Annotated in this window: 8 protein-coding genes; 5 read left to right on the top strand and 3 right to left on the bottom strand. The window is 60.8% G+C overall.

Annotated features, from left to right (window positions below):
* Nucleotides 1-22 precede the first annotated feature (22 nt).
* The gene (locus CAY53_RS09165) at nt 23-835 is read right to left on the bottom strand and encodes a hypothetical protein (RefSeq protein ID WP_104936854.1); all 813 of its coding nucleotides are present in this window, start codon (nt 833-835) and stop codon (nt 23-25) included.
* A gap of 485 nt (nt 836-1,320) precedes the next feature.
* Here CAY53_RS09165 and CAY53_RS09160 point away from each other — a divergent pair, with 485 nt between their 5' ends.
* From CAY53_RS09160 to CAY53_RS09140, 5 genes are all read left to right on the top strand, one after another.
* Complete coding sequence (locus tag CAY53_RS09160; protein ID WP_104936853.1) at nt 1,321-2,811, top strand: proton-conducting transporter transmembrane domain-containing protein; 1,491 nt, start codon at nt 1,321-1,323, stop codon at nt 2,809-2,811.
* 25 nt (nt 2,812-2,836) lie between these two features.
* Nucleotides 2,837-4,609, top strand: a complete 1,773-nt coding sequence (locus tag CAY53_RS09155) for a proton-conducting transporter transmembrane domain-containing protein (protein WP_104936852.1) — start codon at nt 2,837-2,839, stop codon at nt 4,607-4,609.
* 2 nt (nt 4,610-4,611) lie between these two features.
* A complete protein-coding gene (locus tag CAY53_RS09150) occupies nt 4,612-6,120 on the top strand; it encodes a complex I subunit 4 family protein (RefSeq protein WP_104936851.1) in 1,509 nt (502 codons plus the stop codon).
* Nucleotides 6,121-6,134: 14 nt separating this feature from the next.
* The gene (locus CAY53_RS09145) at nt 6,135-7,535 is read left to right on the top strand and encodes an NADH-quinone oxidoreductase subunit N (protein WP_104936850.1); all 1,401 of its coding nucleotides are present in this window, start codon (nt 6,135-6,137) and stop codon (nt 7,533-7,535) included.
* 180 nt (nt 7,536-7,715) lie between these two features.
* Nucleotides 7,716-8,933, top strand: coding sequence for a cyclic di-GMP phosphodiesterase (locus tag CAY53_RS09140; protein ID WP_181040253.1), 1,218 nt, complete (start codon nt 7,716-7,718; stop codon nt 8,931-8,933).
* A 12-nt stretch (nt 8,934-8,945) separates the two neighbouring features.
* On the opposite strand, the gene CAY53_RS09135 is transcribed toward CAY53_RS09140, so the two are convergent.
* Together CAY53_RS09135 and CAY53_RS09130 are read right to left on the bottom strand one after the other, a co-directional pair.
* On the bottom strand, nt 8,946-9,599 hold the full coding sequence (locus tag CAY53_RS09135; protein ID WP_146106474.1) for a response regulator: 654 nt from the start codon (nt 9,597-9,599) through the stop codon (nt 8,946-8,948).
* Nucleotides 9,600-9,714: 115 nt separating this feature from the next.
* The gene (locus tag CAY53_RS09130) at nt 9,715-11,766 is read right to left on the bottom strand and encodes a DNA topoisomerase IV subunit A (protein ID WP_104936847.1); all 2,052 of its coding nucleotides are present in this window, start codon (nt 11,764-11,766) and stop codon (nt 9,715-9,717) included.
* Between the last annotated feature and the right edge of the window lie 14 nt (nt 11,767-11,780).

Here is an 11,780-nt window from a genome sequence, read left to right as displayed (position 1 = left end):
GTCCAGATGGCGGCCTCTCAATTTATTGTATCCTGTTTCTTTCTCGATAACTATAACAAAGCCAAATCAAGAACATACACGACACAAATATAAAAAAAACTCCTATACGAGATGCAAGTATAGCAGTTTTTTTACTATGTTCAGGGCTCTTTGCCTTGCCAAGTATTATTTCGTTATCTTTCCGCAGCGTATACAAATAATCATATTTTCTGCACATGTATACCGGACTTCTTTTGGCAAAATATATCTCAAAAGTATAAATGGTGTTAAAGTTAATCAACTTATTACTTATATCATCGATATAAGCATATATTTTTACTTCTTCTCCATTTTCTTTTCTAAATGTTAGTATTGAATTTTTGCAAAATGATAGAATTGGTATTCTTTTGATATCAACTATTCTTCCTTCCGTATAAAATGTCTTTCTTTCATTTTTTATCGGGTCGAAAAAAATAGGCATAAAAGCCACAAGAGCAAAAAATAAATTTACATAGACCATTCCTCTGCATTGGCGAAATGTCAACTCCTCATCGCTGCCTTTTTCGTATGCATGATTTACATAAAGCAACTTATATATAAATGATTTTTTATAATAAAATACAATACGTTCCTGATATGGCAATACTGGTATCTTGTAGTCCCGCAAACAGTTAAATAAAATAATATATGCAGGGAGAATATAAATTGTATACTGTAGCCCAAACAAAAAAGGGTGCCCTATAACAAAAAGCGTAGATATCCAGAAAATGGCTGCCCAAAATACTATCAGCCATTTTCTGCCCCGCTTTTTCTCGGGCTCTGCCAGCCTGGCAACTTCATGATTTTTCACAAACATCTCCGGGATGCAGACTTGCCTGTTTTTTGCTCCGCCAGATTCCCCCGCTGCTTCTACGTTGGCAAGCGCCTGCCTCCGGCCGGAAGGCCACGCTGCCCTGCTCCGAAAAGACCTGCCCCGGACCGCTCTGCAGTTTCAGAGCAGAGCACTGCGGTGGTTCTCGTCCGCATTCTGCACGAAACGAGAGCAGATGTCCTACAGCAAGGGCGGTGTGCATACGCTGTCAGATGAAAACATCGCCACGGGAAGTGCGCCCAGCGCCTTTTTTGCCCCTTGCCGCTTACAGGGGGATTTTGTATGCTCCATCCGTCGCGCCGGTAAGTCCACAGCACTCCGTGCTTTACCTGCCACACTGCCAACCAGCAGCCACCTTGAGAGACCCATGTCTGCACCACCCGGCATAGCCAGTCGTCCTGATGAGCGGCCAGAACTCGTACCCAGCATGGGGCCGGCTCCGCTTGACCATATGTCCCGGCTGAGGCGCCATGCCTGAAATCGCATTCGCCACACCCATTCCCGTTACAAGTATTGCGCCGCTGCTGGCTGTCCTTGTCCCTGCGGCCGGCACTGCGGTCATTTTCGTCCTGCGCCGTCACTGCCGCCTCCATTGCGGGATCATCTGTGCTGTGGCCATGCTGCAGCTCGCTGCAAGTCTGTACTGCCTTCCAGCCATCCAACAGGGCCTTGCTTTGACCTATCCGGTTTTGCACCTGCTGCCGGGGCTCGCCCTGGAATTCAGGGCGGACGGTCTCTCGCTCATTCCGGCTTTGGCGCTGCCTGGCGGCTGGCTGCTGCTGGCCCTGTACGCACAGTTCTTTTTGGCAGCACAACCCGAGCGGCAGGGAGGAGACAGGAGCTGCCAGGCCCTGATCATCACCGCGGCCAGCGCGGTCGTCTTTGCGGGTAATCTGCTCACGCTCTGTCTGTGCTTCTGCCTGCTTCTCCTGTTCTCCTGCCTCCTCATGGCCGGCAAGCGGGAGACCGGGTCAGCCGGCGCGGGCCGCCTGTACCCTTCAGGGCTGCTCTTTTCCGCATTGCTGTCGCTTCTGCCCCTGCTGCTGCTCATCTACAGCCATACCGGCACCCTGCACTTCAGCGACGATGTCAGCCACGGCATTCTGGAGAACAAGGCGCCGGACGCCCTTATGCTGCTGCTCTACGTTTTGTGCATGCTTGGTTTTGTTGCCACCGGTTTTATGCTCCCCCATGGCTGGACGAGCGGCGACCTGGCGGCCCGCTTGCCGGTCACGGTATTGATCCAGACCCTTGCCGTGGGCAATGCAGGAGCCTTTGCCACGGTTCGCGTCCTGCTCTCCATCTTCGGCCTGGGCACCCTGCAGCGTCTCCATCTGGATCTGGCAACGGCCTGGTTCTTTGGTGGTATTGCTGTGGTGGCCGCAGTCTGCGCACTGCTGCGGAGCCAACTTCCGGAGCGCCTGACCTGTTCCACCATCAGCTCTCTCGCCTGCATCATCATGGCGGCAGGCATGGCATCTCCGGCCGCTATCTCAGGCGGCATGTTCCTCTTTGCCAGTCACAGCGCCGCCAAGCTGACAGCCTGGTTCGCAGCCGGCATGCTGCTGTACAGAAACAGGCAGACAGACCTGTCGGCGTTTGCCGGTGCAGGCAGACAGGCGCCCATCATCTTTACCCTCTTCATCCTCGCCGTTCTTTCCCTGGGCGGGATTGCGCCCCTGGCCGGCTTTGGCAGCCTCTGGCTGATGGTCAACGGCGCATTCGCCGCCCGGCACGCCGAAATGATCTTCGTGCTGGCTGCGGTTGCCATCCTGCACCTGCTGGCCTTTGCGCCCTTTGTGCATGCAGGCTTCTGCCAGCCACCTGCTGGCAAGGTGGCCGGCCAGGGCCGAAACGCCCCGGCAGTCCGACTGCTGCCCCTCATGGCTGCCGGGGCGCTGACACTTGGTCTGGACCTGATACCCTTCTGCCTTTCCGGCGCAGGCACGGCGCTTCGATGAAGACAATGCCTGCCCACAAGACCCCATGATCACCAGCCTGCATCCTGCCCCTGTCCTTTTAGGAGCCGCGCTGCTGCTGCCCCTCCTCCGCAGCCGCCCGCGCAGCGCCTGTCTGCTGCTGGCGCCACTGGCAGCGCTTGCAGACACCATACTTTGCTGCATGAACGGCGGCACCATGCTTGATGTTTCCCTGAAAGACGCGCAGCTCGTTCCAATCCAGCTCAACGCCCCGGCCCTCGTCTTGTGCCCCGCACTGGCGCTGCTGGCCCTGCTGGCGACCCTTGTCAACCTGCATGTCCGGGAGAACGGCAGGCACATGGCCTCCTTTTTGTATGTGGCCAGTGCTCTGGGCGTGTTGTGCAGCCAGTCCTGGCTCAGATTTCTGGTCTTCTGGGAACTGATGACGCTGATGCCTGTCGTCCTGGTCTGGCTGGATGGCCATGCAGGCGGCCGCGCGGCCGGATACCGCTTCCTGTGCCTGCAGGCTGTTGGCATGCTCCTGCTTGTCAGCGGTCTGGCGCTCCTGCTGCAGAGCGGCGGCGACCCTGCCTTCGGCTCACTGGCCGCAGCCCCGCCTGCAGCGCAGTGGCTGATGCTGTCGGGATTTTTGATGAGTGCCGCCGTGCTGCCCTTTCACGCCTGGCTGCCTGACCTCTGCAGCCAGACATCGCCCGGCGGGGCACTGTTGCCGGGTGTGGTCACCATCACGAGCGCCACCTACGCATTGGCCCAGACCTGTGCAGGCCACGAAGCGCTGCCTGTGCTGGGTCTGGCCACGACACTCTATGGCCTGGTCCGGGCGGCAATGGCCGATGAACTCCGCCGGCTGGCAGCCTGGGCCACTCTGGCGCAAAACGGTCTGGTGGTGGCGGCTCTCGGTCTGGGCACCCCCGATGCCCTGGCCGGCGCCATGCTCCTCTCCGTTGGCCTCGTGCTGTCCGCCGCTCTTATGTTCATGGGCGTCGGGGCCGTTGTTCTGGGCACCGGCAGGGGCCATCTGCACGAACTGGGAAGACTGGGCAGCCGCATGCCCATCACCTGCGGCCTGATGCTGGCAGCCTGCCTCTCCTTTGCCGCAATGCCCGGCTTTGCGGACTATGCCGGCCAAACGGCCATTATCGCAGCCTTCCGCGCCCGCCACGAAGCGGCTGGCTGGCTGCTGCATTTCATGGCAGCCTGCATCCTGCCTGCCTGCAGCCTCAGGATATTCTGGCACCTGTTCTGCGCACCCTGCCCGAAGGCAGCCGCAATCAAGGCCAGCGATCCGCCCGGGCACCTGCTCGTGGCCGCCTGTCTTGCCGCCCTCCTGAGTCTGCTGTTTGGCATGGTCACGGGCCTGTATCCCATGGCAGGCATGACAGGCATGATGCATACGCAGGAGGCACCCTTCAGCGCCTGGCCTCTGCTGCGTGCGGTGGAGCGGCTCTGCCTGGGCGTCCTGCTCTTTATCCTGTGTCAAGCGCTGTTCAGGTCCGGAAAAGCCCGGTCAGCGCCCGCCTTTTTCCGGCCCCACGTCCTGGAGCTGCACCGGGAGGCGCAGCATCCGGCTCGCTCAAGTGCCGCCTGGCGCCGCAGCGCCGCGGCCCTTGCAACGCGATCCCTGAAGCATGTGCTCCGTTTTCCCGAGTTCTGTGACCGCTGTCTCGACATGCTGATGGAGCGCTGCGCTGTTCCTGTCCTGGGTCTGGGCCGCGCACTCGACTGTCTGCCAGGCAGCCGGGTGCGGTACCTGTTGCTGCAAATGCTGGCGGCCGTGGCCCTGCTGATCGGCCTTGGCCTGTATGCATTTTACGGCTGACCATGCAGCATCTTGTCATCAATAACGGCTTCCCCTGGCTCAGCCTGCTGCTCCTGCTGCCGCTTGCCGGGGCGCTCCTGCTGCCCCTCATCGGCCGGGAGCGCCCTGCCCGCCTGCTGGCCCTGGCCGTCACCCTGGGCAACACGCTCGCCACCCTGCCGGTGCTGCACGGCTTTGTCAGCGGCAGCAAGACCTTCCAGTTCATGCAGTTGCATTCCTGGATCCCACAGTTGCACATCAACTATGCCGTGGGTCTTGACGGCCCGGCCGCCTTCCTCCTGCTGCTGATCACAGGCCTCATGCCCTTTGCCATGCTTGCCCTGTGGCATACGCCGGCCCTGCACCCGGGCCCTGCCCTGCCCTGCCTGCTGATGCTGGAAAGCGCCATGGTGGGCCTGGTCATTGCCCTTGATTTCGTCCTCTTTTTCCTGTTCTGGGTGGCCATGCTCATGCCGCTGTACCTGCTGCTGGCCCCTGCAGGCAGCGAAACGTCCCGGCGCGCCGCAGCCAGATTCTGCCTCCTGGCCATGGCCGCATCCGCCCCGCTTCTGGTGCTTGGCATTGGCCTGTACCTGGAAAACGGCACCTTCTTCCTGCCGGCCATGATGTGGCAGGCCTGCGATCCGAACCGGCAGCTGCACATCCTGCTGGCCTTTTTGCTGGCGCTCATGGTCCGAATCCCGCTCTTCCCCTGCCACACCTGGCTGCCCTCCGTCCTGAGCGGAGCACCGCCTGCCGCGACCCTGATTCTGACAGCCCTCCTGCCCGGCCTGAGCCTCTGCGGCCTGCTGAGGTTTTGCATACCCCTGTGCCCCGACGCCTTTCTGCGACTGGCGCCGAACATGCTTTACCTGAGCGCAATCGGCGCGCTTTACGGCGGCTGGGCCGCTCTCTGCCAGAAAAACCTGCACCGCCTGCTCGCCCATGTCCTGATCTGCAACATCGCGCTGATCACGCTGGGTGTTTTTTCCGGGGCCGCGCAAAGTCTGCAAGGCTCGGTACTGCATCTGATCCACCTCAGCCTGCTGTGCACGGGTCTGTGCCTCTGCCTGGGCCTGCTGGCCAGGCGTGGCCTACAGCCGGACCTCGAACAGGCGGCCGCCTCCCTGGCCCGCATGCCCAGACTGGCAGCCTGCTTTGGCCTGCTGGCGCTGGCCGCCTGCGCCCTGCCCTGCACCAGCGGCTTTGCCGGCGCCCTGCTGATCCTGAGCGGAACCGGGACAGACAGGCTGGCCCTGCAACTGTTGGCCGCAGCAGGCCTCATCCTGGCGGCAATCGCCCTGCTGCGTCTGCCGGCGCTGGCGCTGTGCGCCCCCCGCCCGTCCGGCTCCGGCAGGACAGCGGATCTGAGCCTCCGGGAACTCCTGCCGCTCGCCCCGGTTCTGCTCATGATGCTTTGGCTGGGCCTGGCGCCCCAGGGCTTTCTCGCCGCCCTGCAGCCAGACCTGTCCGAACTGCTGCAACATATGCAGGACTGGCAGGCAGGCCAGCGGCACAGCCTTTTTCCCTGAGGACTCTTCCGAATATGCTCATTCTGCCTGAACTGGCGGCTGCCCTGTACGCGCTGTTTTTTGCCGTCAGCGGCACCGTGCTGCGATCCCGGCCCCGCCTGTCCGGGGGCTGCACGCTGATGGCCGGCGCAGTGCTGCTGCTCTGCACGGGGCTGGGCCTGTCTGACACGGGCGCGGTCGGCCCCGGGCTCGCCTCAAGCCCTCTGAGTCAGGCCTGCAAACTGCTGCTGGCGCTGGCTTTCCTGGGGCTGCTCATTGCCGATCCAAACCAGTCCGGCATCAATCCCCGTCTGCAGCCGGCCTTCCGGGCCCTGCTCTTTGTCCAGATACTGGCTTTGATGCTTTTGACCAGCGCCACCAATCTGCTCATGCTCTGCGCCGCCTTCTTCTGCGCCGTCCTGAGCCTGACCCTGCTTGTTTCCATGCGGGGGGAGAGACAAGGTATCCGCTCAGGAAGCGGCTCCCCATGCCTGTACGCAGGTCTCCTGGCAGCGGGCCTCCTGCTTCTGGGCATGGCCGTTCTTCTGATGCTGACCGGCATGCCTGGTCTGACCGCAACAGCGTTGGCCATGCAGCACAGCTCCTCCCGGCCGCTGGCGGGCGGAGCCCTGGCGCTGGTCCTGGCCGGCTTTTCCTTTCTGCTGGCCCCGGTGCCCTTTCATGCCTGGCTGCCGGACACCTGCAGGCATGCGGCCGGTGCCACGGCCTTCCTGCTGCTCACCCTGCCTGGCATTGCGGCTGTGGCTGTCCTGTTCCGGCTCACGAGCTGGCTGCCGCCAGACGCAGAGCGCTTCATGACAGTGCCGTTGGCTGTGCTCGCCCTGTGCTCGCTGGTTGTGGGCAACCTCTGCGCCCTGGTGCAGCAGGAAGTCAGGCGTCTTCTGGCCTTTAACGCCGTTGCCCAGGCAGGCCTGATACTCTTGTGCCTGCAGGGGCAAAACCCTGCCCTGGCGCTCTTCGCCACTGCCGCCTGGCTGCCGGCGCTGCTCTGCTGCGCCCTGCCGCTCCAGTGCGTCATGCGGCAAGGGAGCAGCAGTCCCTGTCTCTCCGATCTGCGCGGCCTGTCCCGGGAGCAGCCGCTTCTGGTCCTCATGCTGGCAGCCGGCCTGTTCAGCATGAGCGGCCTGCCGCCCTTTGCCGGTTTTGTGGCCCGGCTGCAGATTTTCATCGAGATCATGAATGCAGGCCATACAGGCATTGCCCTGCTGGCCGTCTGCAGCAATGTGCTGGCCCTGGCCGTCAGTCTCCGGGTACTCGGGGCCGCCTGCGCCCCCGCGAAAGGCCGGCCAGCCTGCCCCATGCCATCCATGGGCACGCTGGCCCTCGGTCTGTCGGCGGTGCTGGTCCTGCTTTTGGCAGGCGTCCTGCCCTCCAAATGTCTGAGCCTGATCGCCGCACACCTGGGCAGCCCGTAAGGCCTTGTATATCAGGCATAAATATCTCCATGATTCCGCCGGAACCGCCGCTCGTTGCACCAGGCCTGTACACAAATCTTGTCCTGACAGGAAGGATGCCTTATAAAGGAGGCTGTGGCAGCTTTGGCCATGAAGGCAAGACATCCGTTTCCGGCAACAGCAATACACCTGAGTATCAGCATGATTAAAAAGGTTTCTGTCGACGATCTTCGCGTTGGCGTTTATGTGACTGATTTCAACACGCCCATTGCTCACAAGGGATCCATCTACATAGAACCCGGTCCCATTTCCCGCGAGAGCACGATCAAAATTCTCAAGTCCTGGGGCGTCGGCCAGGTTGACATCGATACCTCCCTGGGTCTTGACCCGGAAACCCTGCCCAAGAACAAAAAGCGCAAGGTGACCTCGCCGGCAGGCCCAAACAATCCCCGGCCCCGGATCCGGCCGAGCGTGCCCCTGAAAATCGAGCGGAACGTCGCGCTTGAGGTCAGTCGGGAAGCCATGCGGGCAGTGGAACACGCCTACCAGGATGTCATGCGCGGCGATGTGCCCGAAGCCGGACAGTTTTACGACATTGCCGAACGCATGTACGACTCCATCCACAGAAACAGCGACGCCCTCATCCTGCTGGGCCGCATCCGGGAGAAGGACACCTACACGCTGCAGCACTCGGTCAGCGTCTGCACCTACGTGCTGGCCATGTGCCAGTATTACGACATGAGTGAGAGCCAGAGTCTGGATCTGGCCGTGGGCGCCCTCTTCCACGACATCGGCAAGGCCATCATCCCGCTCTCGGTCCTCAACAAGCCGGGCAAGCTGACCGCGGAAGAAGTCCAGATCATGAAAAGGCATGCGGAATATTCGAGCGAGCTGCTGCATCAGGTGCAGGGCATCCCGCAGCATTGTGTGGACGTGGCGCTCCACCACCACGAGCGCTACGACGGCACCGGCTACCCCCACGGCCTCCGGCGGGAGCAGATCAGCTTTCCTGTCCAGCTTACCAGTGTGTGCGACGTGTTTGATGCCCTGGTCTCCGAACGCTGCTACAAGCCCGGTCTGGAAACGGTCATGGGTCTGAGGATGATTTACGAAGGCGGCGGCACCCATTTCAACCGGGAACTGGCCTACGATTTCATCCGCTGCATCGGCATGTACCCGGTCGGCACCTGCGTCGTGCTGGCCGACGGTCGCAGCGGGGTGGTGATGGAATCGACGGAAGATGTCAAACGCCCGGTGGTCAAGGTGCTCTACGACGAGACCAAGCGGGAACGGCTGCCCCGGCCGATCAGGGTGGATCTGTCCAAAACGGGTGGGGAGATCGCCTGCTACAGCAACGCCAGCACGCTCTTTGGCTGCACCCACGAAGGGCAGCTTCTGCGCAAGCTCTTTGCCGTATAGGCGCGGCGCAGCTCATCGCTCTGACAGTTGCCGCTGCAGAATCGGCCAGTCGTACTCGCCCAGGACCTCCAGCATCGGGCCGAACAGCTTCTCGTAATCCAGAAAGCCCCGCTTCAGAATGACTTCAAGGTAGGGCAGGTCCCGCTCGTTCACCACCGCATTGGCGCTCAGGGCCAGTGCTTCCATGTCGTAGCAGGTGCGCAGCTCCGCACCGATCAGCACATAGTAGATGAGCCGACGCCGTAAAGGCCTCAGGGTGCAGCACATGTACTCGTGCAATTCCCGGGAAGCGGCCTCGGTGTCGCAAAAGACGAGCTGATACGGTTCCACGCGCAGGCGGGCCATCGCCTCTTCCGCCGTATGCGCCACCACCGTGAGATAGCCCATATCCTGCAGAATCGGCTCGACCTGCGCCCGCGTATTTTGCTTCTGCAACAGGAGCAGCGCGAAATGGGCATTGACATCGTCGCGCCTGTCCGACTCGTCCTCGTCCATCCAGCTGTCGCCAGGCGGCTGGGGCGGGGCCACGGTCTTGGGCTTCAGCACCACTGCCTGCCTGGCAGCTTTTGACTCGAAAAAATCGGGAAAAAGATTTTCCGCATGCTGCCCGTGCAAGCTTCTGGCTTCTTCTTCATGTATGGCGTCTAGAGAGTCTGGTCCCAGCATACGTTGATCCTCTTTTGAAATTTTGCGATTGCGCGCCCGGCGTACGCCGCCGCTTCTGCCCGCAGTCCCGGGCAACATACTGACGCGTCTCTCTCCCGAAAATGTTGCCGCAACGTCAGTTGCCGCCTTCCAGGCCGGGCAAAACCCGCGGCTCGGCTTCCGCTGCCTCTGTCACCGTACCGTCAAGCGGCGTCACACGGCGCACCTTTCTTGTGCTGATGCGCCTGCCAATAGCCGCCGCATTCTTGATGAGGATGGCGTCCATCTCCAGATCCTGGGCATTGTATCTGGCGCGTGCCGAGGGCATGTAACTCACCCGCACCCGCACGCCGCTCTCTCCGGTCTGCAAAAACAGAATCTGGGAGCGCCTGTGCTCTTCAAAGAGCCGGTATTCCCGGTTCAGGATGAACTTGGGCGTATGAAAACGTTTGGCATAGACCAGGCTGTCCGTGCCGTTCCGGTACAGGAGGTTGAAAACCTGATCGGGCTGCACCAGGCCCATCCAGGCCAGATTTGAGCCCACGAAAAACTTGTCCGGCACGCTGATCACCTTGTAAAGCCCGTCCTTGAAGATCAACAGGAGCCGGTCATACTCGGAGGCCGGGCACTGAAATTCCATGTTGCCGGCCAGTTCCGCCTTGATGCGGTGGCCGACAAAACCGCTTTCCCGGTGATAGCAGACGCTCAGATTGGCCAGCGCCGCACTCCGCGCACTGATTTCGTCAAAGACCTTCAACTCGCTCATGCGCGGGAATTCGTCCCTGTGAGCGGCGAGCAGCTCCTCGAGAAAATGGATGGTGTAGCCCACCATGTTGGCCAGGCTCTTCGTCACCCCCGCAATCTCCCGCTCTATGTCGCGCAGCTCCTTTTGCTGGCGGTTGATGTCATAGCGGGAGATGCGGCGAATTCTGATTTCCAGCAACTGCTCGATGTCCCTGTCGGTCACCGGTCTCTGCAATTCGCCGGCAAAGGGCAGGAGCGAGTTGCCGATGGTGGCGGCGATTTCGCCAGCCTTGGTGATCTCCTCTATTTTTTTGTAGAGCCGTTCCTCAATAAAGATCTGCTCCAGCCTGCGGGCATGCCACTTGTCGCGCAGCCGGTCCAGCCTGATTTTCAGCTCAGCCTCCAGGTTTTTCTGCAGGAGCTGGGTGTTGCGGCGCAGGACATCTTCCACCCGCATCTGGCAGGGCAGGTTCTGCGCTATCACCACCATGTTCGGCGAAATGCTCATCTCGCAGTCGGTAAAGGCGTAGAGCGCGTCGATGGTTTCCTCCGCATACACGCCACGCGCCAGCTTGATTTCCACCTCCACGCGCTCGGCCGTGTAGTCGTTGATGGCAGCGATTTTGAGTTTGCCCGCCCTGGCCGCCTTTTCGATAGACTCGATCAGGCCCTGGGTGGTGATGTTGTAGGGCAGTTCGGTGATGACAATGGTCTTGTCGTCCGGCTGTTTGAGTCTGACCCGGCAGCGCAGGCGGCCGTTGCCGTGGTCGTATTCGCTCACATCCACGATGCCGCCTCGCGGAAAATCCGGGTAGAGCGTGAAATCCTCGCCCTTCAGGCAGGCGATCTGGGCCTCCAGGAGTTCGCAGAAGTTGTGCGGCATGATTCTGGTGGCCATGCCGACCGCAATCCCCTCGGCGCCCATCATCAGCAGCAGCGGAATCCTGGCCGGCAGGCGCAGGGGCTCCTGCATCCGGCCGTCATAGGACTCGGTAAACTCGGTAATGTCCTTGTCAAAAAGCGTTTCTTTGGCCAGCGGGCTCAGCCGGCATTCGATGTAGCGCGCGGCCGAGGCCTGATCACCCGTGAAGATGTTGCCGAAGTTGCCCTGCCGGTCAATGAGAAAACCCTTGTTTGCCAGATTGACCAGGGCGTCGAAGATGCTCTGGTCGCCGTGCGGATGCAGCTTCATGGTTTCGCCGACCACATTGGCCACCTTGTGGAAACGGCCGTCGTCCATGTTGAAAAGCGTCTGCAGAATGCGGCGCTGCACCGGTTTCAGGCCGTCGTCCACATCCGGAATGGCCCGGTCGCGGATAACGTAGGAGGTGTAGTCCAGAAAATTCGTGTCAAAGAGGCGATGCAGCATGCCGCGCACCTCGCCGATGCCGCTTGGACCCGCAGCAGTGTCGTCCTGACCTGTCTGTTCCGTGTTGCCGTTCATAATAGAGTGGGATA

The organism is Desulfobulbus oralis, from assembly GCF_002952055.1.
In the GTDB taxonomy this organism is placed as follows: Bacteria; Desulfobacterota; Desulfobulbia; order Desulfobulbales; family Desulfobulbaceae; genus Desulfobulbus; species Desulfobulbus oralis.
The sequence above is the reverse complement of the archived record's forward strand: the minus strand, read 5'-3'. Positions and strand labels throughout refer to the sequence as shown.

Excerpts from the sequence above, each read along its gene's own strand:
- CAY53_RS09165 (WP_104936854.1), bottom strand. The coding sequence starts at position 835 with ATGTTTGTGAAAAATCATGAAGTTGCCAGGCTGGCAGAGCCCGAGAAA.
- CAY53_RS09160 (WP_104936853.1), top strand. The coding sequence starts at position 1,321 with ATGCCTGAAATCGCATTCGCCACACCCATTCCCGTTACAAGTATTGCG.
- CAY53_RS09155 (WP_104936852.1), top strand. The coding sequence starts at position 2,837 with ATGATCACCAGCCTGCATCCTGCCCCTGTCCTTTTAGGAGCCGCGCTG.
- CAY53_RS09150 (WP_104936851.1), top strand. The coding sequence starts at position 4,612 with ATGCAGCATCTTGTCATCAATAACGGCTTCCCCTGGCTCAGCCTGCTG.
- CAY53_RS09145 (WP_104936850.1), top strand. The coding sequence starts at position 6,135 with ATGCTCATTCTGCCTGAACTGGCGGCTGCCCTGTACGCGCTGTTTTTT.
- CAY53_RS09140 (WP_181040253.1), top strand. The coding sequence starts at position 7,716 with ATGATTAAAAAGGTTTCTGTCGACGATCTTCGCGTTGGCGTTTATGTG.
- CAY53_RS09135 (WP_146106474.1), bottom strand. The coding sequence starts at position 9,599 with ATGCTGGGACCAGACTCTCTAGACGCCATACATGAAGAAGAAGCCAGA.
- CAY53_RS09130 (WP_104936847.1), bottom strand. The coding sequence starts at position 11,766 with ATGAACGGCAACACGGAACAGACAGGTCAGGACGACACTGCTGCGGGT.